This is a genomic window from Bacteroides sp. 3_1_13, from assembly GCF_001185845.1.
GTDB lineage: Bacteria > Bacteroidota > Bacteroidia > Bacteroidales > Bacteroidaceae > Bacteroides > Bacteroides xylanisolvens.
Map to the genome: position 1 here is coordinate 1968544 of NZ_KQ236955.1, position 26194 is coordinate 1994737.

At 43.3% G+C, this 26194-nt stretch carries 14 protein-coding genes; 9 read left to right on the top strand and 5 right to left on the bottom strand.

Annotated elements, in window-relative coordinates; all coding sequences use genetic code 11:
* Positions 1 to 7 precede the first annotated feature (7 nt).
* The 3 genes from fabG (at position 8) to HMPREF9009_RS07000 (ending at position 3925) form a co-directional block, all read left to right on the top strand.
* Positions 8 to 754: a 3-oxoacyl-[acyl-carrier-protein] reductase gene (gene fabG, locus HMPREF9009_RS06990; protein ID WP_004299904.1), complete on the top strand. Its 747-nt coding sequence runs from the start codon at positions 8 to 10 to the stop codon at positions 752 to 754.
* 9 nt (positions 755 to 763) lie between these two features.
* The gene (locus HMPREF9009_RS06995; RefSeq protein WP_004299905.1) at positions 764 to 1435 is read left to right on the top strand and encodes an RluA family pseudouridine synthase; all 672 of its coding nucleotides are present in this window, start codon (positions 764 to 766) and stop codon (positions 1433 to 1435) included.
* A 219-nt stretch (positions 1436 to 1654) separates the two neighbouring features.
* On the top strand, positions 1655 to 3925 hold the full coding sequence (locus tag HMPREF9009_RS07000; RefSeq protein WP_049701785.1) for a GH92 family glycosyl hydrolase: 2271 nt from the start codon (positions 1655 to 1657) through the stop codon (positions 3923 to 3925).
* A 301-nt stretch (positions 3926 to 4226) separates the two neighbouring features.
* Here HMPREF9009_RS07000 and HMPREF9009_RS07005 read toward each other — a convergent pair whose 3' ends face one another.
* The 5 genes from HMPREF9009_RS07005 to HMPREF9009_RS07025 all read right to left on the bottom strand — a co-directional run bounded on the left by HMPREF9009_RS07005 (position 4227) and on the right by HMPREF9009_RS07025 (position 11867).
* Positions 4227 to 5387 (bottom strand): glycoside hydrolase family 130 protein, encoded by a 1161-nt coding sequence (locus HMPREF9009_RS07005; RefSeq protein ID WP_049701786.1) that lies wholly within the window; start codon positions 5385 to 5387, stop codon positions 4227 to 4229.
* 478 nt (positions 5388 to 5865) lie between these two features.
* On the bottom strand, positions 5866 to 7311 hold the full coding sequence (locus HMPREF9009_RS07010) for a glycoside hydrolase family 125 protein (RefSeq protein WP_083444155.1): 1446 nt from the start codon (positions 7309 to 7311) through the stop codon (positions 5866 to 5868).
* A gap of 59 nt (positions 7312 to 7370) precedes the next feature.
* Entirely contained in the window at positions 7371 to 8528 is a 1158-nt protein-coding gene (locus HMPREF9009_RS07015) for a glycoside hydrolase family 76 protein (RefSeq protein WP_049701788.1), read from the bottom strand.
* A gap of 52 nt (positions 8529 to 8580) precedes the next feature.
* Positions 8581 to 9531, bottom strand: a complete 951-nt coding sequence (locus tag HMPREF9009_RS07020; RefSeq protein ID WP_008645241.1) for an endonuclease/exonuclease/phosphatase family protein — start codon at positions 9529 to 9531, stop codon at positions 8581 to 8583.
* 53 nt (positions 9532 to 9584) lie between these two features.
* Positions 9585 to 11867: a GH92 family glycosyl hydrolase gene (locus tag HMPREF9009_RS07025; RefSeq protein ID WP_008645242.1), complete on the bottom strand. Its 2283-nt coding sequence runs from the start codon at positions 11865 to 11867 to the stop codon at positions 9585 to 9587.
* Between the two features lie 210 nt (positions 11868 to 12077).
* Between HMPREF9009_RS07025 and HMPREF9009_RS07030 the strand changes: the two genes are divergently transcribed.
* From HMPREF9009_RS07030 to HMPREF9009_RS07055, 6 genes are all read left to right on the top strand, one after another.
* Positions 12078 to 16118 carry a hybrid sensor histidine kinase/response regulator transcription factor gene (locus HMPREF9009_RS07030; protein ID WP_049701789.1) on the top strand — a complete coding sequence of 1347 codons (4041 nt, stop codon included), beginning with the start codon at positions 12078 to 12080 and terminating at the stop codon, positions 16116 to 16118.
* Positions 16119 to 16306: 188 nt separating this feature from the next.
* Positions 16307 to 18280 (top strand): LamG-like jellyroll fold domain-containing protein, encoded by a 1974-nt coding sequence (locus tag HMPREF9009_RS07035; protein WP_049701790.1) that lies wholly within the window; start codon positions 16307 to 16309, stop codon positions 18278 to 18280.
* Between the two features lie 18 nt (positions 18281 to 18298).
* The gene (locus HMPREF9009_RS07040) at positions 18299 to 19546 is read left to right on the top strand and encodes a SusE domain-containing protein (RefSeq protein ID WP_049701791.1); all 1248 of its coding nucleotides are present in this window, start codon (positions 18299 to 18301) and stop codon (positions 19544 to 19546) included.
* 14 nt (positions 19547 to 19560) lie between these two features.
* The gene (locus HMPREF9009_RS07045; protein ID WP_004299916.1) at positions 19561 to 20952 is read left to right on the top strand and encodes a glycoside hydrolase family 76 protein; all 1392 of its coding nucleotides are present in this window, start codon (positions 19561 to 19563) and stop codon (positions 20950 to 20952) included.
* Positions 20953 to 20988: 36 nt separating this feature from the next.
* Positions 20989 to 24234, top strand: a complete 3246-nt coding sequence (locus tag HMPREF9009_RS07050; protein ID WP_004299917.1) for a SusC/RagA family TonB-linked outer membrane protein — start codon at positions 20989 to 20991, stop codon at positions 24232 to 24234.
* 13 nt (positions 24235 to 24247) lie between these two features.
* Positions 24248 to 26176, top strand: coding sequence for a RagB/SusD family nutrient uptake outer membrane protein (locus tag HMPREF9009_RS07055; protein WP_004299918.1), 1929 nt, complete (start codon positions 24248 to 24250; stop codon positions 26174 to 26176).
* Positions 26177 to 26194: the final 18 nt, after the last annotated feature.

Here is a 26194-nt window from a genome sequence, read left to right on the forward strand (position 1 = left end):
TTTTAGTATGGGATTATTAGACGGAAAAACAGCCATTGTAACCGGTGCTGCTCGCGGTATTGGTAAGGCTATCGCTCTTAAGTTTGCTGCCGAAGGCGCGAACATCGCATTTACTGACCTTGTCATTGACGAAAATGCAGAAAATACAGCTAAAGAATTGGAAGCAATGGGCGTGAAAGCCAAAGGTTACGCTTCTAACGCGGCTAACTTTGAAGATACTGCAAAGGTCGTTGAAGAAATCCACAAGGACTTCGGACGGATCGATATATTGGTAAACAATGCCGGTATCACTCGTGACGGTTTGATGATGCGCATGAGCGAACAGCAATGGGATATGGTAATCAACGTGAACCTGAAGTCTGCATTTAACTTCATCCATGCTTGTACACCTATCATGATGCGTCAAAAAGCTGGTAGCATTATCAATATGGCCTCTGTTGTAGGTGTTCACGGAAATGCAGGACAGGCTAACTATGCTGCTTCCAAAGCAGGTATGATTGCATTGGCTAAGTCTATCGCACAAGAGTTGGGCTCTCGCGGCATCCGTGCCAACGCTATCGCTCCGGGATTCATCCTGACAGACATGACAGCTGCTCTTTCTGACGAAGTAAGAGCTGAATGGGCAAAGAAAATTCCTTTGCGTCGTGGTGGTACTCCTGAAGATGTGGCAAACATCGCTACCTTCCTGGCTTCTGATATGTCTTCTTATGTATCAGGTCAGGTGATTCAGGTAGATGGTGGTATGAATATGTAATCGAACAGAATGACTGTTGTATACGAAGACAACCATATCATTGTAGTCAACAAGACCGCTTCCGAGATTGTCCAGGCAGACAAGACGGGGGATACGCCGCTTTCGGAGACTGTGAAACAGTATCTGAAAGAGAAGTATCAGAAACCCGGAAATGTTTTCCTCGGTGTGACACACCGGCTGGACCGCCCCGTAAGCGGTCTTGTTATTTTTGCCAAAACGAGTAAGGCATTAACAAGGCTCAACGAAATGTTTCGCACCAGTGAGGTGAAAAAGACTTATTGGGCGGTTGTGAAAAATGCTCCGCAAGAACCGGAAGGTGAACTGGTACATTTTCTTGTACGTAATGAAAAGCAGAACAAAAGTTATGCATACGACAAAGAAGTGCCGAACAGCAAGAAAGCGATCTTGCATTACCGGTTGATCGGTCATTCGGAGAATTACTATTTGCTCGAAGTCGATTTAAAAACCGGGCGTCATCATCAGATTCGTTGTCAGCTGGCAAAAATGGGATGCCCTATCAAGGGAGATTTGAAATATGGCTCTCCACGCTCCAATCCGGATGGGAGCATTTGTCTGCATGCCCGGAGAGTACGGTTCATACATCCTGTCTCAAAAGAACTGATAGAGCTTGAAGCTCCTCTTCCCGAAGGGAATTTATGGAAAGGATTCGCCATAGATTAACACGGATTTCCACAGATTCATTTATTATGTTATTTAGTAGACGGTACGCAGTTTTTCTGTGGAAAACCGTGTAAATCTGTGGTTGGAACTTGCCAAAAGAGTAAACCTGCCTGCCATTTTTCTTGTAAACTCTAGCGACAGTTAGTTAATTCCTAAATAGGTAGTATATTTGCATCATTCGCTAACTATAATTTTCAATCATACCAAAGAAAAATACGAATGAAGGCATTTAAACTACTTGCACTTACTTCTTGTGTCTTGCTTGCAGCGGGAAATGGAGTAGCGCAACAGAACTATTCAAAAAGTGAAGGATTATTGCAGTACGTCGATCCGTATATCGGATCCGGTTATCATGGACACGTCTTTGTTGGGACGAGTGTTCCGTATGGAATGGTACAGCTGGGTCCTACCAATATCCATAAAGGTTGGGACTGGTGCTCGGGTTATCATTATTCCGATAGTATTTTAATTGGCTTTTCACATACCCATTTGAGCGGTACGGGCTGTACTGACTTATGTGATATTCTCATCATGCCATTGAATGAGATCCGTACTCCCAGAGGCAATCAGGATGATGTACGTGATGGGTATGCTTCCAGATATTCTCATGCGAATGAAATCGCCCGTCCCGAATATTACTCTTTGCTTCTCGACCGTTACAATATCAAAGCCGAGTTGACAGCTACAGATCGTGTAGGCTTCCATCGTTATACTTATCCTGAAGGAAAACCGGCTTCCATATTAATCGACTTACGTGAAGGAAACGGATCGAATGCTTACGACAGCTATATCCGTAAGGTAGATGATTATACAGTAGAGGGTTATCGTTATGTGAGAGGCTGGAGTCCTTCCCGCAAAGTTTATTTTGTGTTGAAAAGTGATAAGAAGATAGAGCAGTTTACTGCCTATGATGATAATAACCCGCAACCTTGGGACCAACTGAAAGTGGCATCGGTGAAGAGTGTCCTCACTTTTGGTAACGTGAAGGAAGTGAAGATAAAAGTCGCCCTTTCTTCTGTCAGCTGTGACAACGCAGCGATGAACCTGCAATCCGAACTTACTCACTGGGATTTTGATAAGGTGGTGGATATGAGTGCCGACCGATGGAATAAGCAACTGGAGAAGATGACAGTAGAGACTGATGATGAGGCTTCCAAACGTGTATTCTATACCGCCCATTATCATACTATGATTGCCCCTACGCTTTTTTGCGATGTGAATGGAGAGTATAGAGGGATGAATGACATGATTTACACAGACCCGAAGAAACCCAACTATACGACTCTTTCTTTATGGGATACCTACCGTGCATTAAATCCTTTGATGACTATTACTCAACCTGAAATGGTTGACCATGTAGTCAATTCGATGATTTCCATCTATCGTCAGCAGGACAAACTCCCTATCTGGCCTTTGATGAGTGGAGAGACCGATCAGATGCCGGGGTATAGCTCCGTGCCGGTGATTGCCGATGCATATCTGAAAGGATTTACCGGGTTCGATGCGGAAGAAGCATTGCAAGCAATGGTAGCTACGGCCACTTACGAGAAACAAAATGGTGTACCTTTTGTATTGGAAAAAGGATATATTCCTGCCGACAAGGTTCATGAAGCTACTTCTATAGCTATGGAATATGCAGTGGATGATTGGGGAATTGCCGCTATGGCTCGTAAAATGGGAAAGGCAGAAGATGCTGATACTTTCTCGAAGCGTGCTCATTATTACAAGAACTATTTCGATTCGTCTATCCATTTCATTCGCCCGAAATTGGAAGATGGTTCCTGGCGTACCCCTTATGACCCGGCACGTTCTATTCATACTGTTGGAGATTTCTGCGAAGGAAACGGATGGCAATATACTTTCTTTGTTCCACAAGACCCGTACGGGCTGATTGCCTTGTTTGGCGGTGACAAACCATTTACGACGAAACTTGATAATTTCTTCACCAACACAGACAGTATGGGCGAAGGTGCATCCAGCGATATAACCGGACTGATCGGACAATATGCGCACGGAAACGAACCGAGCCATCATGTTGCTTATCTTTATGCGTATGCCGGCGAACAATGGAAAACGGCGGAAAAGGTTCGTTTTATCATGAATGATTTTTATACGGACCAACCGGACGGTATCATCGGTAATGAGGATTGTGGTCAAATGTCTGCCTGGTATCTCCTTTCATCTATGGGACTTTATCAGGTAAACCCGTCGGATGGTGTATTTGTTTTCGGCAGCCCTTGTTTTAAGAAAGTAGAAGTGAAGGTACGTGGTGGTAACACTTTTACTGTAGAAGCACCCAATAACAGCAAAGAAAATATCTATATCCAGAAAGTGTATTTGAATGGTAAGCCTTATGATAAGAGTTATATCACTTATCAGGATATAATAAATGGCAGCACATTGAAGTTTGTAATGGGGAAAAAGCCTAATAAGAATTTTGGTAAGGCTCCGGCAAACAGACCGGTTGTTTTGAATAAGATAAATGGATAAAGATGGCTTACTTATAAAAGACAGCTAATTGTTGAAAGGAGGAAGAAGCCTCCGACAATGAAAGAATAAAGCTGGTTCTCAATATTCAATTCAGTTTTCAATAGGTATTATAAGGCTTTCCGATTGTAGCATTTAATTCTGCTTCGGAAAGCTTTATTTTATACTAGAAACGGCTGAAAAGCAAATCCTTAACAAGAACTTACTGTTTTCAGCCGTTTTGGGGAATATAGTTTTAAGAAATAAGTTAGTCCTGATTACATCTTTCCTTTAAAAAAGAATGTAATCAAGACTATTTTTATAACTATGGAAGCGGATCAGCCTTTGCCGGTCGTTTCGGATCATAAACGGCTACTCCTACTTTGGAGTCAGCACAACCATAATACAAATACCATTTGTTTTTGAAGTAGACCATTCCTTCTATAAATACGGTTCCATCCACATATTGCCCGCTCTTTTCAAAGCTATCCATCGGACGGAAGAACGGTTCATCGAGACGGGTGATAAAGCGGGTAGGATTATTGGCGTCGAAGAGTGCTTGTCCGGCAGCATAGACATTGGCGGTATAGCGTTTGTCACCTCTTCCTGAATGGTTCTTACCATTATAAAGAAGGACGATTCCTTTCGGAGTGTAGATAGCCGGAGGTCCACATTCGGTGAGATGGCTGTCAAAGTAGCCGTCACGGGGAGAAAACAACTTCTTTAGGGAACCGTCAATGTTGACAATCGGTGTCCAGTGGATTAAGTCATCGGAAGTAGCTGCGAATACATGCTCTTCTCCCCAGTACATAAAGTATTTCCCGTTGATTTTCTTGATAATCTGCTTCCCTTTAACAACCTCGGTCAGGATAGAGCCGGACTTACAACCCAGGTTGAAGAACTTTCCATCAAATGCTTTGGCAAAAGCAGGACCGTGTTTTGTCCAGTCTTTTAGGTTGCGAGAGGTCGCTACTGCCAGGCGAGGCACATGGCGATTCCATTGGGTGTACATCATTACATATAATCCGTCATCGGTTACGGCAATTCGTGGGTCTTCGCAGCCGCCGGGCCATTCCAACTCTTTTTGTGAATCATTATCCGGATAGAATACAGGAGTCTTTTCCCGTTGGAAATGTGTGCCGTCGGTAGAAGTGGCATAACCGAGGCGGGAAGTCCGGTGTCCGATACCGACACCTGATTTATCCTCTGCACGGTATAACACGACAATCTCACCATTGTAGAGTGTAGCAGCCGGATTGAATGTATCGTTCGATTCCCACGCAATAGAATCTTTGGTCAATGGACAGTAAAACTTGGTGTTTTCTATAGGAGATATTACCGGATTGACATTCTTTGGACGTTCGAAACCACCGAAAGCCCAATCGGGTAATTTGTTCTCTTTATGATTGGAGGACTGTCCGTAGGCAGTACAAGTCATCATGGTTGTAGCAAGTAGGAATAAAAAAGTTGATTTCATGTTGTTCATATTATATGGGTCATTTATTTTTTAGGAGTCATATAACTCCCTACATATAAATTGGAAAATAAATTAAATGCTGTCATCTGTCACCTGACTGGGCATAAATGATTGATTATAAATATACTGCAGTGTGACAGCATGATGTGACGGCAAGGTGACGACAACTTTGCTGTCACCTTGTTGTTGAAAGCAAGGATTTTATTGTTTCTCTGCTATGTGGATACTTATTTCTCTATCCGGATTGGTATTCAAGGATTATCAGCCTATTACAGAAGAGAGAGTTTCAGTACTTGAAACTAAAAGTTCTATTGCTTGAAACTTTTGTTTCGTCAGCGGGAAACTTTGGTTTCACTTACTTGAAACTATGGTTTCAAAGGCGTGAAACTAAAGTTCTTCAACCTTGAAACTACTTTGGAAGCGTAAGCTTCAAGGTTAGAAACAGTTATCTCATAAGCGGGAATACAATAAAAAACATAATAGAAGACTATTGGATACTATTCAGTAAGTCTACTTTTCCTTCATTTACGAGTTTTAGGATTAGTTCTCCGAATAGCGTATTTTGCCATGCAAACCAGGAACGAGTAAAGTTCTTCGGGTCGTTCTTGTGGAAAGATTCATGCATGAACCCTGTTCCGGCATCCGTATCCATTAGCATTTTGATGCAGGTCTTGATTTCTGCGTCGTTTTGACTGGTGAATGCTTTCATCATAATACTCATGGGCCAAATCATGTCATATCCGATGTGCGGACCGCCAATTCCTTCGCCGGCAGTACCTTTGAAGAAGTAAGGATTATCTTCGCTCCATACAAACTTACGGGTATTCTGATAAATAGGATCGTTCACTTTCACATCTCCAAGATAAGGCAGGGCAATGAGACTCGGCACATTGGCATCATCCATTAACAGTTGGTTGCCGAAACCATCTACTTCGAAAGCATAGATTTTGCCATATTTCGGATGATTGTAAACCGCATACTTTTTCAGGGCTGCTTCCACTTCGTTCGACAGTGTAGTACATTCTTTAGCTAAATCAGGTTTCTTGTTGACTGTATTCAGAATTTCGGCAGCTTTGCGCAATGAAGTTACAGCAAAGAAGTTGGACGGAACGAGGAACTGGAAAGTTGTAGCATCATCCGAAGGACGGAAAGCAGAAGCAATCAGTCCGACCGGCTTTACAGGATTACCCCAGCCGTCGTTGGTCATCGTATCGAGTGCACGTTCCGTTTTACGTTGGAAACGATAAGGACCTTTCGGATCTTCTTTTCGTTGCTGTTCCTTAAACGTTTTCAGAACCTTCGCGATGGCTGTAAGCCATTCGTCGGAGAATATACTGGCGTCTCCCGTCGTTTTCCAGTAATGATAAGCAAGACGGATAGGATAGCAGAGCGAGTCGATTTCCCATTTGCGTTCGTGCAGTTCGGGCTTCATGTCCGTAAGGTCGCTCATCCATTCGCCGCCTTCGGAATTCATGTTGAAAGCATTGGCATACGGGTCGATATTGATACACTTGAACTGACGTTTGATAACGCCGGCCAGCATCTTTTTCAGTTCCGCGTCTTTGTTGGCGAGTTGTACGTAAGGCCATACTTGTGCACCCGAATCGCGCAACCACATGGCGTGGATGTCGCCTGTATAAACAAACGTATCATCTTTGCCGTCAAAATGAACAGTAGTATCCAGGGTGTTCGGGAAACAGTTTTCGAACATCCATGCCAAGCGGGCATTCGTCAGCAGTTGCTTGATATGCGCAATCTGTTGTTCCACAGCTTGCGAGACAAACAGACGTTTCGATGCTTCCGGACGGTTCGTCTGATAGTTGTTGATTTGGGTATTATCTTGTTGGATGACAAAATCACTGTTCGTTATAGCCTGCATATTGCTAGCACCCAAGAGTGCTATGGACAAACAAAAGGCTTTAGTTATATTCATGGTAATAGTCTTTTTTTGTTGATTAGTATTGATTATGAAAGTGTTGCGGAGAAGAAGTGTTAAATCTCTGCAAAGAATTCAATCAGACAGGCATTGTCGAGCAGCCATTTATACTGCTCCTTGTTGTGTCCCGACCAATCCCTGCCTAATAATCCGTTTTCATCCCGGTAGTTTTCCCAGGCGTGAAGCGCATTCTCCACCATCGCATTGACATACGCCGGATTCTTGTCAATCTTATACAGAGCTTTCAGTCCTCTGAATAAGATTACGTTAAACCAGGCCATGTCTTTATGCACTTTGACAGTCGGGTCTTTCTTATCGGTTTTTGTGCGGAAAAAGGCATCTGTTCCTGCGGCTGTTTGCCGTGCATCGCGCAAATACTGTTCATCTCCTGTTTCCTCATAGAGTAATACACCCGCCTGAATCATCTGTCCACTGTTGTAGGCGTACTTCTCTTTGGAAACTTTCCCTTTCAGGTTGATGTTATCCCAGTAAAGATGGTCGGTAGGGTCGCATAGATGCTTTTTCGTCCAGGCATACGTCTCTTTTGCTTTTTCGAGGTATTTGGCATCCTTCGTCAGCCGGTACAACTTGACGCCGAGCACAGTAGACGGTGCATTGGAACAAGTATGTTTCGCTTCCTTCTGCTGTTCACACCAAAAGATGCCACCATCTATCTCGTCGCTCCATCCACTGTAGATATATTGATACAATGCAACGGCTTTTTCCAAAGATGTGGGTTTGTGAGTCAGTTGGTAATAATCGCAGTAATCCAGTGCAATCCAGATGTTATCGTCATAATAACGTCCGTGCTGCCCGTACTTGGTGGGGTATGACTGATAACAGGCCGGCAGGCGGCTGTTATCCCAATACTGTTCCATCCCCGGTAGAATTTTTTTCTCGAGAATCTTTTTGTACTTCTTGTTTTCGGTCGCTTTGTATAAAGCCACACAACCCGACATCATTCCGGAATACGGCCATAGAAAAGAAGCCTTCAGCGTTCCGTTCTGCTGCGTTCCGCCCGCCAGATAAGTAATTTTTTGGTCGGGATTGACAGGATACGTTTCTGCTAGTAGTCCGTCATTCGTCTGATAGAGATTCAATACATTAGATAGAATCGAGTCGGCAATAGAAAGATAACGGGTATTTCCCGGTGTCTTTCCCACTGCGGAGGTAAGGCAAAATAACATACAGGCTACAAAACATATATTTCTCATAGGAATATCGGGTTGTGTGGTGAAACTTTCAGGTTATAACTAGATACAAAGATTATTTCTGCTGACGCTGTTCGAACTCCAGTTCCACCTTTACGGGGAAATGGTCTGAAGGAGTGCGCGCCTGATAAGTCTTGATGTCGATTTCTTCCGGGCAATCGTTCGCCTGCTTCTTTTCTCCCTTGCCTACGATGCTGCGGTAAGTATCCGTCAGCACACCATATTTTTTCACATGGAAAGACGGAGAAACGAATACATGGTCGATACGGCTTTCCGTAAAGCTGTTCGGGTCGAAGTCGTTGAACGTGCCGTTGATAGCATAGCGGAAGCCGGCCTTCTCGTAAGAGTCGCATAACACCCCTTTGCTCACAAAAGCATCATAAGACTGGTGGGTCTGGTCGACATTGAAGTCTCCCGTCAGGATGGCTGGAAGCTCTTTGCCTTTGCCAAGTTCTTTCATCTTGTCCTGTACGAGGAACGCACTTTCCACGCGTGCCTTCTTGCCGATATGGTCCATGTGCAGGTTGAAGAAAAGGAACTCGAAGCCGGTATCTTTGCATTTGAAGTGTCCCCAACTGCAAATACGCGGCAACACGGCATCCCATCCTTTGCTCGGCACGTCGGGAGTTTCCGACAACCAAAAATCACCTTTCTCTATCACGTCAAACTTGTCTGTGCGATAGAAAATAGCAGAATGTTCACCTTTCTCTTTGCCGTCGTCGCGGCCTACACCGATATAATCATAACTAGGTAATGCTTCTTTCATATCTTTCAGTTGATGAATAAAGCACTCCTGCGTGCCGAAAATATCGAAATCGTGGTATTGCACTATTTGGGCAATGACCGGGTAACGTTGTCCCCAACCGTTTCCGTTGATTGAATCGCCACCGTTGGCGTTTCTCAAATTGTAGGAGGCAACGGTGATAGAAGTAGGCTGATAGTTACTTTGGCAACCGCAAAAGACGATCGCAACAAGGGCAATTAGTAAAAGGCTTTTCAGTTTCATGTTTTTATAGTTTGTTTGGTAGATAATTCATTGATCTCCAAAAGTACAATATTTTATTCAAACGAAAGAGAGTAAGGTACATCTTTTTCTGTGGTTCCCCGTTGTTTATTGGGCACGGGGCTCATTTGAAATTGAATATTAGCACCTTTAATCAGCTGGTCATGTGTAAGGAAATTGCGGGTTTGTGATTTCCCGTTTACTTTCATTTCCTTGATGTAGCGGTTATCAAGCTGGTTGTTATCTGCCTTGATCGTGATGGTCTTTCCGTTCTCCAGATGTAACTTCGCCGATTTGAAGAGCGGGGTTCCTATGATATATTCATCCGTTCCCGGGCAAACCGGATAGAAACCGAGTGCGGAGAATACATACCAGGCGGAAGTCTGTCCGTTGTCTTCGTCACCACAATAACCGTCGGGACGGGCGGTATATAGTTTGTTCATAATCTCACGTATCCAGTATTGAGCTTTCCAGGGCTCGCTTGAATAGTTGTAGAGATATACCATGTGCTGAATAGGCTGGTTGCCGTGTGCATATTGCCCCATGTTCATTACTTGCATTTCACGCATTTCGTGAATCATGCCGCGGCTTTCCATTCCCAGTTTACCCGGGATGACAAAGACGGAATCCATCATCGCGTTGAATTCTTTCTTGCCTCCCATCAGGTTGATAAGTCCTTGCGGGTCGTGGAATACGCAGAAGCTCCAGTGCCAGCTATTCCCTTCGCAAAATTCACCACTCCAATCCACTGCATCGAAATTCGGATTGAATACGCCTTTGTTATCTTTGCCAACCATCAGTTTGCGTTCCGGGTGATAGACATTTTTGTAGTTCAGCGCGTGTTTCTTATAAATGTCGATTTCGCTCTCCGGTTTACCGAGTTTCTTGCCTAATGTATAAATTGCCCAGTCGTTATATGCATACTCCAGTGTACGTGCAACGTTTTGTCCTATGCCGATATTGTTGGCAACATATCCTAGTTGGTTGTAAGATTCGTAACCGAGACGACCTGAAGCAGTCCCGCGAAGATGTGCATTTGCTCCATGTTTCAATGCTTCCCAAAGAGTTTCGATATCATATCCGCGCAATCCTTTGATGTAAGCGTCGGCCACTACGGAAGCCGAGTTGTTGCCTACCATACAATCCCGATGTCCCGGGCTGGCCCATTCCGGCAGGAAACCGCTTTCCTTGTAAGTATTTACTAGTCCCTCCTGCATCTTTTGATTCATTGACGGATACATCAGGTTGAGGAAAGGGAACAGGCAGCGGAACGTGTCCCAGAATCCGGTGTCGGTAAACATATAACCGGGACGCACTTCGCCGTTGTAGGGGCTGTAATGCATGACTTGTCCCTTAGCATCTATCTCGTAGAAACTGCGTGGAAAAAGCATGGAACGGTATAAACAGGAATAGAAGGTACGTAAATTATCGATATTATCGTCTTCTATCTCTATTTTACTCATTTCACGGTTCCAAATCTCTCTTCCGTTCGCTACCAGTTGGTCGAAACTGTTTTTGCCAAGCTCTTTGAGATTCAACTCCGCCTGTTCGGGGCTGATAAAGGAGGAAGCAACACGTGCGTGTACGATTTCTCCCTTTTTCGTGGCGAATCCGATCACGGCCCCTGTGTGGTTTCCTTTTGCTTCTGTTTCATTCGGAAGAATGTTGTTTTCGAAAACTGTGGAAACGAATGTGAACGGTTTGTCGAATTGAATCACGAAATAGTTTTTGAAGTTTTCCGGCACACCGCCGCTATTCTTGGTTGAATAGCCGATAATCTTGTTTTCTTCCGGAATCACTTTCACATAAGAACCTTTGTCGAAAGCGTCTACAATCACGTAGGCATTCTTTGTCTCCGGATACGTGAAACGGAACATGACGGCACGCTCCGTAGGAGCAAGCTCGGTTGTTACATCATGGTCGGCAAGGTATACCTTATAATAATAAGGTTTGGCAACTTCCGCTTTGTGAGAGAACCAACTGGCACGTCGGTCTTGGTCGAATACCAGTCCGCCGGTGATAGGCATGATGGCAAACTGCCCGTAGTCGTTCATCCAGGGACTGGGCTGATGTGTTTGTTTGAATCCCCGGATTTTGTCGGCATCATACGTGTACGCCCAACCGTCTCCCATTTTACCGGTCTGAGGTGTCCAGAAATTCATTCCCCACGGCAATGCCGTAGCCGGATACGTGTTTCCGGTAGACAGTTCAAACTTGGACTGAGTGCCTACCAGTGTGCTGACATAGTCTACCGGATTCTTAACGGCAGAAGATTGCAGGCTGTACAACACGGCACCTCCAAGAAATAGCAAGTGTTTAAATGAAAAATGTGTTTTCATGAACAAATGAATTTATAGATTTGAAAATAATTTCTACGACGAAAATAGGGAGAAAAGGAATGTGCTTCTAGTAATAGAGGGGCTAAATCGTTTCTTGTCGCTGAAATTAACTACTCTGGCACGGAGCTTTACTTATATTCCGGCCAAAAAAAAGCTCGGAATGTTTTTTTGTTTACCTTTGTCATATAGCAAATCTAAGAATAATACACTATGGGAAAACAGTTGGTTTTTATTCTATTCTTTTTTCTTAATCTGTTGATACATAACGCTTATGCTTATAATTTGAAGCAAGTTGCAGATAAAGAGTATATGTCTAATAGTTCGATTACATCTCTGTGCCAGGATGAGCGTGGATTGATGTGGATCGGGACCTGCGACGGGCTGAATATTTATGATGGACAGGAGATTGAGGAATTTAAGACTCGTGACAAGGAAGATTACTTATCTGGTAATCTGATTGACAATATTGTGTATACGGGCGAAGATATTTACTGGATTCAAACCTACTATGGGCTGAACCGTTTGAACCGGAAAACCAATACAATCACTCACTATAATGAATTTCAGAAACTCTTCTTTATGAATAAGGATAGTCATGGTAATCTGTTCATTATCCAGGATAGTAACTGCATTTATTATTATCATAAAAAAGAAGGAGTCTTCAAGAAAATCAATATCACGGGAATCCCGATTTCCGATATCGTAAACTTCTTTATCGACGGTAACAACCGGATGTGGGTAGTCATGAAAGGATATAACCGCTGTTATGATATACAGCAGGAAGCCGCATCGGGAGATATCACCCTGTTACCCCAGAAAACGAACCTGATTTATCAGACTTCCTTGATTTATTGTTTCAATGACGAGCAATCTCTTTATTACATAGACAAGGAATTTAATTTCTATGCTTTCCATATTCCGACCCAGAAGAATGAGTTTATTGCCAATCTGGGTAAGGAAATACAGGAACGTGGCAAAATTTCGTCCATCGTTCATTATCATAACAGCTATTTTGTGGGCTTTTTGATGGATGGTATTCTGCTGTTGGAGAAACAGAAGGAGACGAATCATTATCAAATTCAGTCGTTACCTATCAACAGCGGTGTATTCTGTCTCAAGAAAGACCGTTTTCAGGATGTTGTTTGGATTGGTACCGACGGGCAGGGTGTTTATCTTTATTCGAACCCGCTTTATTCTATCAAATCAATGGTGCTTAGCAATTATACCGAGAAAATAGAACGCCCCGTGCGTGCCATCTATCTTGATGATGAACGTACTTTCTGGGTGGGAACCAAAGGAAACGGAATTCTTAAAATCTATGATTACGAATTCGATAAAAACATCTCCGACTGTCGGGCGGAGGTGTTGACTACCTCTAATAGTGCTTTGAGTAGTAATGCCGTTTATTGTTTTGCCAAGAGCCACCGGAATTTGCTTTGGATAGGAGACGAAGAAGGATTAACTTATTATTCATATCGGGAAAAACGTATCAAGAGTATACCGATACGGATCGGTAACGAAGATTTTAAATACATCCATGGCATTTACGAAACAGCAGATTCCGAACTGTGGCTGGCGAGTGTCGGCATGGGAGTGGTGAAAGCTCGTATTGCCGGAACACCGGACAATCCGGTGATTGTGGATGCGCAACGTTACATCATCAATGACGGCGAACTGGGATCGAACTATTTCTTTACTATTTATGCGGAGAATGAAGCCAACCTGTTGTTTGGCAATAAAGGATATGGGGTATTCCGCTATAACGAAACGACGAATGGCCTGGAACCGGTGTCTACTCACAAATACGAAAACATGACCCTGAATAATATTCTCGCTATCAGTAAAGACAGCAGCAATAACTATCTTTTCGGAACGAGCTACGGATTGATAAAGTACACATCGGAAACCTCTTATCAGCTCTTCAATGCCAAGAATGGTTTCCTGAATAATACCATTCATGCAATTCTTAGAAACTCGTCCGACGACTTCTGGTTGAGCACCAATCTTGGATTAATCAATTTCGATACGAAAAGGAATGTCTTTCGTTCATACGGTTTTGGAGATGGTTTAAAGGTGGTAGAGTTTAGTGACGGAGCCGCTTTTCGGGATTCCCAGACTGGTACTCTGTTCTTTGGCGGAATCAATGGAGTCGTAGCTATCCGGGCGGATGGCCGTCCGGAGCAGCTTTATATGCCTCCTGTTTATTTTGATAAGCTGTCTATCTTCGGTGAACAATACAATCTGGGCGAATTTCTCACCCGGAAAAAAGAAACTGAAGTCTTGAATTTGCAGTATGACCAGAATTTCTTTTCTGTTTCATTTGCCTCTGTGGATTATCTGAATGGTAATAACTGTACCTATTTCTATAAACTAAAAGGATTGAGTGACCAATGGGTAAACAATGGTTCGGAAAGCGGAGTCTCTTTTACGAATATGGCTCCCGGCGAATATACCTTACTGGTGAAATATTACAATAGTGTCTTTGATAAAGAGAGTGATGTCTATTCTCTGGTGATTCGTATAGGTGATCCGTGGTATGCTTCCTGGTGGGCTTATTTGATTTATGCCCTGTGTCTGCTTTTACTGGCAGCCTTGCTGATACGTTCCTTTATCCTGCGCTCCAAACGTAAAAAGCAGGAATTGCTGAACGAGATAGAGAAACGCCATCAAAAGAATGTCTTTGAGTCCAAACTTCGTTTCTTTACTAATATCGCACATGAATTTTGTACTCCGCTGACTTTGATTTATGGTCCTTGCGGACGAATCCTTTCATCGAAGGGACTTAGTAAATTTGTCGTGGACTACGTACAGATGATTCAGACGAATGCGGAGCGTCTCAACAACCTGATTCATGAGTTGATCGAATTCCGTCGGATTGAAACGGGAAACAGGGAAGTGCGGGTTGAGTCATTGAATGTGTCTTCCATTGTGAAAGGAATAGCCAAAACGTTTGTTGAAATGGCTAAATCCAGAAACATCACTTTCTTGAGCAAGATACCCGAGCAGGTGATGTGGAACTCGGACAAAGGATTCCTGAATACAATTATTATTAATCTGATTTCTAATGCCTTTAAATATACTCCCGACGGACAGAGTATCAAGATTGAAGTGGATACGAGCCGGGAAAATATGCTGGCTCTTCGTGTAGCAAATGAAGGAAGTACCATCAAGGAAAAGGATTTTCAGTATATTTTTAATCGGTATGCCATTTTGGATAATTTCGAGAATCAGGATGAAAAGAACTTTTCACGGAATGGCCTGGGGCTGGCTATTTCTTATAATATGGCTAAGTTGCTGAATGGTACATTGAAAGTGGAAAACACTTCTGACGGATGGGTGATGTTTACATTAACCTTGCCGGTCATGGAGCTGACTACCGGAGTGTCGGAAACCAAACGACTGATGGCGGAATATATCCCCAAGATAGATACTCAACCGATATTGAAACTTCCCCAGTATGAGTTTGATAAGATGCGTCCTACGCTTTTGGTTGTCGATGATGAAATCGAAATGCTATGGTTTATTGGAGAAATCTTCTCGGCTGACTTCAATGTGGTAACCTTGCAAGATCCCGAACGGCTGGATCAGGTGATGAATGAGGTTTATCCGAATGTGATTATCTGTGATGTCATGATGCCGGGAATGGGTGGCATTGAACTGACCAGGCGGATTAAATCGGTGAAAGAGACGGCGCATATTCCTATTATTGTGGTTTCCGGACGACACGAGATGGAACAACAGATGGAAGCCCTTTCTGCCGGTGCGGAAATGTATATCACAAAACCGTTTAGTGCGGAGTATCTTCGTATCTCTGTCTGTCAGGTGATAGAACGGAAAGAGGTGTTGAAAAATTATTTCAGTTCGCCGATCAGTTCTTTTGAAAAGTCGGACGGGAAGTTGACGCATAAAGAGTCGAAGAAGTTCCTTCAGTCGGTTTTGAAGATTATCAATGATAATATAACGAACAAAGATTTGACTCCGCGTTATATCGCCGATCGACTGGCAATCAGTCCCCGGAGTCTTTATCGGAAGATGGAAGAGATAGGAGAGGATAGCCCGACCGATCTGATTAAGGAATGTCGTTTGCACATAGCGAAAGATTTATTGCTGACCACTAAAAAGACGATTGATGAAATTGTATTCGATTCGGGATTCTCGAACAAAGTTACTTTCTTTAAGGTGTTCCGTGAAAAGTATGAGTGCACGCCAAAAGAGTTTCGGATGAAACATTTGGAAGAGGTTCAGCAGTAGCCTGTGGCGGGAATTTTTAAAGAAAAAGAAGAAGTAAATATCCGTGTTAATATAGTAAATATCCGTGCCAAAAGGTAAAAAAGGATAGTTAATTTTCTTTTGGTAGAGTTTAGTGATTTTATCTTTGTCTCATCGAAGTTTTTAAGTAGATAAACTTGAAAAGTATTAATTTATTAATCTTTAATCTAATGAAAAGGAAACTTAGTTTTTTATTTCTTTCAGCATTGACCATTCCATTTTTTATGGGTTCGTGCAGTGATGATAAAGAAGAACAGGAAGTGAAACCGGCAACAGATCTGGTTGTCGATAATAATTCGGTGACACTACTACAAGGAGACGAAATTACGGTGAGTATCACCTCCGGTAATGGCGATTATTATGTGAAGCCATTTGATGAAAACGTGGCGACGGCTACAATCAATGGTAATAAGGTGACTATTAAAGCTACCGAAAATAGCCAGTTGGAAGAAAATAACCGTACGGAAACTACTATATTAATAGTAGATGGACGTAAGAAAGTGGCTAGAGTGCTGGTTCGGGTAGCAAAACTCTGGGATTTGACGGTAGATGCACCGGAAGAAGGTTTTGACCTTTTTATCGGTGAAAAGAGACTGGTGAAGATTTTGACCGGTAACGGAGATTATCAGATTTCCATACCGGAAGGTGCTGATAAGTTTTTGGAAGTGGGTGAACTATCCGGACAAGTTATTCCGTTGACTGCCAAGTTCGAGACTGGAGCCGATCCGGTAAATATTACGATAACAGATAAGAAAGGTAAGACAATCACTATTCCTGTGGTAGTGAACATCGTGGATCTGACACTGAAAAGTAATGAAGCCACTTTTGCCGAACCGGATGCCGAATCTCAATATATCTCTATTGAGAGAGGTAATGGCGGATATAGTTTCACTTATCAGGTGGGAGACGGCGAGCCTATTACGGATGCAACGATTGTGGAAGCTACTGAAAAAGAGAACCTGATTACCTTGAAACCCAAAGCTAGAGGTGATGTGAAAGTGATTGTGACAGACCAGAAAGGTTCTGTGGAGGAGATTGCGGTGAAAGTGAATCCATATAACCTTAAACTGGAAAATGATGCCACTTCTTTAATTATAGGTGGTTATGAAGCATCTACTGAAATTGCTATCGCTAGAGGAAATGGCGATTATAAGTTAGCACAGCTTACTGAGGACAATAAAGTCTATTTGAAAACAGCTGAATTGGTTACGGAAGACGGAACTACGAAGTTAAAACTGACAGGAAAGAAGCTCGGGACTACAACATTAGAGCTATCCGATGCAGCAGGTCAGAAGTTAACCTTACCAGTCTATGTGAATCCGGTATGTTATCGTTTGGAACATGATGTATGTTTCAAAATTGATATTAAAAAGTATGCAGAGTCACATCCGGAGGTGAAAAGTATGAATCAGCTTACTTTTGAGATTGTTTTCTATCCGACTTATACTCGTGCTATGCAATCGTTTATAGGTTTGGAAAGTGTTTTCTTGTTTCGCGCGGAAAATAAAAATGAGAATCCTCGTTTTGAAATAGCTACTAAAATTAATGGTAAAGATGATCCTCGTTTCCGTAGTCAGCAAACTATTCCTTGCGATAATCCAGAGGGTGGACGTAAAACTCCGGGTAAATGGTATCATGTCGCTATTGTATATGATGGAACGAAATCAAGCACCAAAGAGGCGTATAAAATGTATATCAACGGAGAAAGAGAAACGTTGACTCCTGCCGATAATTCCTATGAGGATTGTGCTCCCAACTCGTCTTTAAATCTGACGGATGTGGGTGGAAATGATAAGGCGTTGTTGATAGGACGTTCCGGAGATTCATATCGGGTAGGATATTGCAAAGTCTACCAGGCACGAATGTGGAAAAGAGCTTTGGACGAAAGTGAAATAAAAACGAATATGTGTAAAATACTTGATGCGGAAAAATATCCTGATTTGATGGGATATTGGGTATTTTCGAAAGGTATTGGAGGCACTACCGTTTTTGAGAACTGGGGAAATGGCGGTAACGGACTGGATGCGCAAGTTTGTCTGCAAAATATAAACGAAAATAAACCAGCCTGGGGAGCGGAACTTCCTGCAACTTATAATGGAGATAAGAGCCGCTTTGAACCAATTGAATGTCCTCATTCATACTAAAACTAGGAATATAATAATATGAGAAACAATATGATAACAAAAAAACTAATCAAATTTGCCCTGCTGTTTTTTCTTATCGGACTGACGGCTTGTGACAATAAACTGAATCCGGGATTTGATCCGGATGATTATGAACCGATTGTTCCGCCTGAACCTGTTAGAACAATGGATGCAATGGCTAGTGGCGAGCGGGTAGTACTTTCGGGTGCTTCGTTGACGGATATTGTTCTGAAATGGACGCCTACCGAGAAACACGGAAATACAGTATATCGTTATGAAGTATTGATTGATACGATCGGGGGAGACTTTACCAAACCGGTAGAAACGATTTTTTCTGACAATAACGGTTTGGAATCACAGTTGACTTTGACCCATTATCAGGCAAATACAATAGGTAAACTGGCTAAATTCCGTTGCAATACCAACGGTACACTGCGTTGGAAGGTGCGTGCTTATTGCGGATTGGATCAGGCTCTTAGTAGTCTGGAAGGCTATTTCGTGATCTTCATGATGGATGGCATCGATGATATGCCTGCTGAAAATGACCCGGTTTACATCACGGGTGTGGGTACGGAAGATGATGGTGATGAAGCGGAAGCACAACAAATGCTCCGTCAGAATGAAGGAATCTATCAGACTTTCACTCAGTTGAAAGCCAACCAGCCATTTATATTTATGTCTACTGTAGAAGGTCGCAAATGCTATTATTATGTAGACGACAACGGAGTGTTGCGTGAGCGTAATGATGGTGAAGACTATACAGTTACGGTTCCTCAATCAGGCATCTACCGGATTACCATCAATATGGGTGAACAAACGATCAGTTACGATGAAATAGGAGCTGTATATCTTTATAACCATTCGGGTGGGTATAGACAGGATTTCAACTATCTGGGATATGGCAAATGGGGTGTGAAGAATTATACTGCCCGGAAACAAACGGAAAGTTGGGCAGGAAGCGGTGAAACCCGTCATAGCTTTAAGATGGAAATCAACGGAACAACCTACCGTTGGGGACATAAGGAGAAAGATAAAGGGCAACCGAATCTGACTACCGACAACAGCTATTATAATTTATATCAACTGGCATTGGGCACAGATCCATGGGATTACAGTTTCCGTTTCTGCGACGAATTACTGCAATGGGGCGAAAAGCAGGGAAATGTCTATTATGCTACGGTGAAAACCGATGTAACCCTCTATTTCAATGCAGAGTTTGGAACGTACACCCACCGTTGGGTAGCTTCGGAAACGAATGAAGATTAAAACTGAATAATAATATGAAGAACTATATAGTATCATTATCAAAAAGAGCTTTGTTGTTAAGCGGTGCACTGGCAATATTTACAGCTTGTGACGACGGCGATCTGGGAGACATCTACAAAGGTAATTCATCCGGTGAATATGTGTCGGATGTGAACTGGACAGATGCAGCCGACAAAAGTACGGGAACTTATATCAAATATTTCTATGAGAATGCCAGCGGACGGGATACCTTTTGCGGAAGCATTTACTGGGAAAAACCGAATACACCGGAAACCGGAGAACCGGCAAGCACGGGCGGTAGCGGCGGATGGTCGCAGGGACATGCATTGGACATCGTGATCGATGCTTATATCCGTCACGCAAACAATCCCGAATATCAAGCTCATTTGTATGAAAACATCATGAAACCTTTCCTGCCGGCTTTTGATGACTGGAATGAACATTGCGGTTATGGTGGCAAAGACTTCTGGAATAACTTCTATGATGATATGGAATGGATGGCACTGTCTTGTCTGCGGGTTTATGAATTGACTGGCGATCAGGATTACTACAGTGCGTTGATGAAGATGTGGAACCATATCAAGGGAGCGAAGAATGACTATAAAGGGGTAGGAGGAATGGCATGGAAAACGGATGCGCCGGCTTCACGTATGTCTTGTTCCAATGGTCCCGGTTGCCTTCTGGCTATGAAATTGTATCAACTTACCGTTAAGGAGGCTAAAGACGGCTGGGAAGAGCAGGCTGCTTATTACCTGAACTTCGCCAAAGAGGTATACAACTGGATGACGGCTTATCTGTGTGATATTTCCACCGGACAGGTATATGATAATCTTAGTATTAAAGATGACGGAACACCGGGAGATCCTGATAAAGTAGCCTTGTCTTATAATCAGGGAACATTTATGGCGGCTGCCCTGGAGCTGTACAACGCTACAGGTGAGGATGAATATCTTCGTAATGCGGTTGCTTTCGGCTCTTACCAGGTGAATAAGAAAATGGATTCCAACTATCCGGTATTCAGTGGTGAAGGAAATTCGGGAGATAATCTTTTATTCCGTGGAATATTTGTCCGTTACTTCCTGGATATGGTGAAACAGCCGACTAACAGCCTTTATCCGGAAAAGACCAAGAATAAGTTTATCGCTGCATTGCGCAGCTGTTCTGATGTGCTTTGGACGTTGGCTCATCCCGAAGGCTATTATGTGTGGGAGTACGATTGGGCAAAAGCACCGACCTTCGGTAATCGTGACAACAGGGAAGATCGCCTGACAATTTCCTTGAATGCGGAAGTCCCGGGAGCAACAATGATTGAAATCCGTGCCCGTTATGAAGACTGGGTGCAAGGTAAAGCAACGGAAAAGGCCAACTGGGTCGGACCGGATTTCGGTAAGAAAGCAGAGGAATAAGATTGATTTATTACACATAGAAAATCGAAAAGAAAGATGATACATATAAAAAGAAATATTTGTCTGGTGGCTGTTTCTTGCACTCTTCTTGCAGGTATACCTTTGCAGGGTGTGGCGCAAACGGGAAGAACGGCAAAGGTGCAGGCCACACAAAGTAATAAAATAACAGTGTCGGGTACGGTATTGGACAAGACGACAAATGACCCGTTGATCGGTGTGTCTGTTGTCGTGAAAGGGGTGGCCAATGCAGGTACGATTACAGATATGGATGGTAAGTTTACATTGAAACTGCCTTATGCGGAAGCTCCGTTGGTGTTTTCTTACCTAGGTTACCAGCCGCAGGAAATTGTTCCCGGTGCAAAGAAGGAACTGACTGTCTTACTACAGGAAGATACGAAAGCCTTGCAGGAAGTGGTTGTGGTAGGTTATACCAAACAACGTAAAGAAACGATGATCGGTTCTGTTGCTACCATCACGACAAAAGATCTGACGCAAAGTCCTACTGCCAATATCAACAATGCGCTTGCCGGACGTCTGCCGGGGTTGATTGTAAACCAGTATGCGGGTGGTGAACCGGGTGTGGATCAAAGTGAATTGTTTATCCGTGGTAAGGCAACTTACGGTAACCAGAGTGCCATTGTCATTGTCGATGGAATCGAACGTGACATGAGTTACCTCGCACCGGATGAAATTGAAACATTCACTATCCTGAAAGATGCTTCGGCCACTGCCGCTTATGGTATCCGTGGTGCAAATGGTGTAATCGTTATTACTACCAAACGTGGTAAGGCAGCGGAAAAGGCAACCGTGAACCTGAAAGCCTCTATCGGTATTAACCAGCCGATCGGTTTCCCCGAATATTTAGGCTCTGCCGATTATGCAACTTTATATAATGAAGCCAGATTGAACGATGCCAAGATGACGGGCGCAGACATCAGCAGTTTGAACCTTTTCTCTCAACAGGCGATTGACAATTTCCGCCGTGCGAAAGGAGACAACTCCGATGGTTTGGGATATGACTGGGATTATTATGATTTTGCCTTCAAACCCGGTTTGCAGGAAGATGTCAGCCTCTCCATCCGTGGAGGTACGGACAAGGTACGTTATTATGTATTGGCCAATTACTTTTCACAAGGCGGTAACTACAAATATTCGAATGCCGGTGAATATGACTCGCAAACCAAGTTCACCCGTTACAACTTCCGTTCGAACATCGATATCAACATTAATCGTTATTTGAGTACCCGTTTGGATTTGGGGGCCCGTATTACCGACCGTAATGCACCGGGTACAACAGCCGGTCGCCTGATGACCATCTGTGCTACCCAGCCTCCATATCTGCCCATCCTGGTGGAAGAAAATGCGCATCCGCAGAATGAGGAATACATTCAGCAAAATCCTCGTGGAATGCTTTATGGTGACAATATCTACCGTTACAATCTTCTGGGTGAATTGAGCCGTACCGGTTATCTGAATGAAAAGAACACGTATCTGAATGGTAGTTTTGCCATGAATCTGGATATGGAATTTCTGACGAAAGGATTAAAAGCGGAAGTGATGTTCTCTTATGATGCTTCTGAAGGACGCTGGATTAATCGCAAACTGGATACTTACAAAGACGGTTATCGTGAATATCCGAAATATGCGACGTTTATGCCGATCGAAGGTTCGGATGCTTATATGGCAGGCGGACACTATACGGGTGCTTACAAAACGGGTAACAAATATGATATTGACCAGACTATTGGCAACGGATTCAGTCATAACGCTTCTGACGGACGTACTTATATACAGGCACGTTTGGATTACAACCGTTTGTTTAGCAACCGCCACGAAGTGACCGCCATGTTATTGGCAAACCGTGGTAACCGTACTGTTAACAATGAACTGGCTTATCATAGCCAGGGTATCACCGGACGCTTTGCTTATTATTATAATCAGAAGTATCTGATGGAATTTAACTTCGGTTACAATGGTTCCGAAAACTTCGCTCCGGGCAAACGTTACGGGTTCTTCCCAGCTGGTTCAATCGGTTGGGTAGTCTCTGAAGAGGAATTTATGAAAAAGGCTTCCTGGATTGACTTCCTGAAAGTAAGAGCCTCCTATGGTTTGGTAGGTAGTGACAATGTCAGCAGCCGTTTCCCATATCTGGCTTTCTACGGTGGTGGCAGTGGTTATGATTTCGGTAATAACTTTGGTACGAATGTAGGCGGTACTTCCGAAGGTAATCTGGCTAATGCGAATCTGACTTGGGAGAAAGCCCGTAAACTGAATGTCGGTATTGACTTTACTACCCTGAACCAACGTTTGGCATTGACGATAGATGCATTTTATGAATATCGTTTTGACATTATTACAGATATGAATAGTGACGGTATCATGGGATATCCGGATATTGTAGGTAAAGATGCAGCTTTACAGAATCTGGGTGAAGTAAGCAACCGCGGTGTGGATATCGAATTGAGCTGGAATGATAAGATTGGAAAGGATTTCCGTTACTATATTCGTCCGAACCTGACTTTCTCCCGCAACCGTTTGGAATATAAAGCGGAAGTTGCCCGCAAGAACTCCTGGCGTAAAGAAACCGGTAAACGTTTATACGAAAACTTCGTTTATGTGTTCGATCATTTTGTAGCCGATCAGGAAGAGGCTGACCGTTTGAACAAGATCGGTTATCAGCCGTGGGGACAATTAATTCCGGGAGATGTTGTTTATAAGGATTTGGATCGTAACGGAGTGATTGATGATGAAGACCGTACAGCAATGGGAAATCCGCGTAGTCCGGAACTGATGTTCGGTATTCCTTTCGGTTTCCAGTATAAGAACTTTGATTTTAGTGTATTATTGCAAGGTGCGACAAAATCATCTATTCTGTTGAATGGGGCTGCTGTATTTGACTTCCCGCAATTTGAACAAGATAAGATCGGACGTGTGAAGAAAATGCATCTGGACCGTTGGACACCGGAAACGGCTGCTACTGCCAAATATCCGGCATTGCATTATGGAACACATGATAACAACAAGAATGGAAACAGTAGTTTGTTTTTGTATGATGCTTCCTACCTGCGTCTTAAGAATGTGGAAATTGGTTACAATGTATCACCCAAATTATTACGTAAATTCCATGTGCAACAGGCACGTATCTATGTACAAGGTCTGAATCTGTTGACTTTTGATAAACTGGGTGATGTGGATATAGATCCGGAAACGAAATCCGGAGACGGAGCTTCCTGGTATCCTATTCAAAAGGTATTCAATTTTGGTATTGATATAACATTCTAAATAAGATAGAAATATGAAAAAGTTATATAGATTTTCAGCAATTGCTTTATTGGTCCTGCCGTTGGTCTTTACTTCATGTAGCGATTACCTGGATCGGGACGATGATGATAATATTACGGAAGCGGACGTTTTTGCCCGTTACGAAAAAGTGAACGGACTGGTTTCCGACGTATACGCGGCTGCAAAGAAAGCAGACCGTCCGCTGGTGTTCTTCGAGCACTTCAGCAACAGTGCCATTACGGACGAATGTGAAGGAACCAACGTAGAGGGAAACATTACGAATAACTTCAATAACGGTGCCTGGAACCCGAATTCTTTGCCCGGTAGTGTAGGGCAATATTGGGAAGCTCTTTATGAAGGAATCCGTAAAGCGAACCTGATTATAGAAAATGTACAGAAGTATAACACGCCCGACAACCCACAGCAGGATGGTGATCTTCGCAACCGTATCGGTGAGATGTATTTCATGCGTGGTTATTTCCACATGCTGTTATTGCGTATGTATGGCGAAGCTCCTTATATTGACCGTGTGATTAATGCCGGAGATAATATGGACTTCAAGAAAGAATCTGTTCATTCGATGGTTGAAAAGATTGTGACGGATGCGCAAACTGCTTATGGCATGGTTCCTAATAAATATGTGAAAACTTCCGAGAATTTTGGGCGTGTGGATAAGGGAGCCTGTCTGGGATTGATTTCTTTTGTTCGCTGGGTAGCGGCTACTCCGTTGTGGAACGGTGCTTCTCAATATGGATACAACTTGCGTCGTGTGTTTGAAAATGAGTATGCTTATGATGCTACTCGTTGGAGAAAAGCCAAAGAAGCGGCTAAAGCCGTTCTGGATTTCGAAGTCGGCGGAACCAAGCGTTATTCTCTCTATACGAAACATGATGCAAATGATTTCAAGGATCCGGCTGACGGTAATCTGAATGACAGCCGTGTATATGCTCGTTTGTGGGATATGTTTTATGATATGGATGCCTTTGCCAATGAGTATGTGTTCTTTATGACGAAGAGCAAGGATCAGGCATGGCAGGGTGATATTTATCCGCCCAGCCGTGAGGGAAGTTCGCGCCAGCAACCGGTGCAGGAACAAGTGGATGAATACGAATATATCGTAGGTGATTATGGCTATCCGGTATATTCGGCAGAAGCCCGCAAAGGTGGCTATGATGATACTAATCCGTATGTGAAAGGTACTCGTGACCCGCGTTTCTATCGTGATGTAATTTATCACGGAGCTCCTTACCGTAATAATAAGAACGAGTCGAAAACGATCAATACGGCGAGTGGTTCCGATAAGATTGGTGCTACCAATGCAACTACTACCGGTTATTATTTACGTAAATTCCAACAGGAGTCATGGAACAAATCCGGTAACTTCAGTATCAATGCGCCCGCCATCTGGCGTCTTCCGGAGTTTATTTATATTTATGCAGAGGCTTGTAATGAATTGGGCGAGGATATCGATGAAGCTTATAAATTGGTGAATACGGTTCGTGAACGTTCTTTTATGAAACCGATGCCGCCGGAAGTAAAGACTAATCAACAGTTGATGCGTGAATACATTCAGCGCGAACGTCGCGTGGAACTTTTTTATGAAGGAAAACGTCCGTGGACTTGCCGCTTGTATCTGGAACCCACCAGTAAGGAAGAGCTAGCAAAGGAAAGCCTTTGGAAATCGAGCGGGAGTGACAATTCAAAACGTACACAGAAATACTGGGCTGCCAATAACGGTGCATTGCCCCGTTGCCAGCGAATGATTAACGGAATGCGTCCGGTGCAGGATGAGAATGGGGCCATTACGGTTGACGGTGTGAAATATAGAATGGAGCGTTTCTGCGTGGAAGAACGTACGTTCTCTATTCAGCATTATCTGTTCCCGATTCGCCAGAGTGAGTTGCAGAAGACACCGACCATTGAACAAAATCCCGGATGGTAAACCGGTAGGAATGTATAA

Bases quoted from the DNA above. Each gene is read 5' to 3' on its own strand.
- HMPREF9009_RS07025 (WP_008645242.1), bottom strand. From the start codon at position 11,867: ATGAAAACACATTTTTCATTTAAACACTTGCTATTTCTTGGAGGTGCC.
- HMPREF9009_RS07050 (WP_004299917.1), top strand. From the start codon at position 20,989: ATGATACATATAAAAAGAAATATTTGTCTGGTGGCTGTTTCTTGCACT.
- HMPREF9009_RS06995 (WP_004299905.1), top strand. From the start codon at position 764: ATGACTGTTGTATACGAAGACAACCATATCATTGTAGTCAACAAGACC.
- HMPREF9009_RS07020 (WP_008645241.1), bottom strand. From the start codon at position 9,531: ATGAAACTGAAAAGCCTTTTACTAATTGCCCTTGTTGCGATCGTCTTT.
- HMPREF9009_RS07010 (WP_083444155.1), bottom strand. From the start codon at position 7,311: ATGAATATAACTAAAGCCTTTTGTTTGTCCATAGCACTCTTGGGTGCT.
- HMPREF9009_RS07035 (WP_049701790.1), top strand. From the start codon at position 16,307: ATGAAAAGGAAACTTAGTTTTTTATTTCTTTCAGCATTGACCATTCCA.
- HMPREF9009_RS07030 (WP_049701789.1), top strand. From the start codon at position 12,078: ATGGGAAAACAGTTGGTTTTTATTCTATTCTTTTTTCTTAATCTGTTG.
- HMPREF9009_RS07005 (WP_049701786.1), bottom strand. From the start codon at position 5,387: ATGAACAACATGAAATCAACTTTTTTATTCCTACTTGCTACAACCATG.
- HMPREF9009_RS07045 (WP_004299916.1), top strand. From the start codon at position 19,561: ATGAAGAACTATATAGTATCATTATCAAAAAGAGCTTTGTTGTTAAGC.
- HMPREF9009_RS07015 (WP_049701788.1), bottom strand. From the start codon at position 8,528: ATGAGAAATATATGTTTTGTAGCCTGTATGTTATTTTGCCTTACCTCC.
- HMPREF9009_RS07040 (WP_049701791.1), top strand. From the start codon at position 18,299: ATGAGAAACAATATGATAACAAAAAAACTAATCAAATTTGCCCTGCTG.
- fabG (WP_004299904.1), top strand. From the start codon at position 8: ATGGGATTATTAGACGGAAAAACAGCCATTGTAACCGGTGCTGCTCGC.
- HMPREF9009_RS07055 (WP_004299918.1), top strand. From the start codon at position 24,248: ATGAAAAAGTTATATAGATTTTCAGCAATTGCTTTATTGGTCCTGCCG.
- HMPREF9009_RS07000 (WP_049701785.1), top strand. From the start codon at position 1,655: ATGAAGGCATTTAAACTACTTGCACTTACTTCTTGTGTCTTGCTTGCA.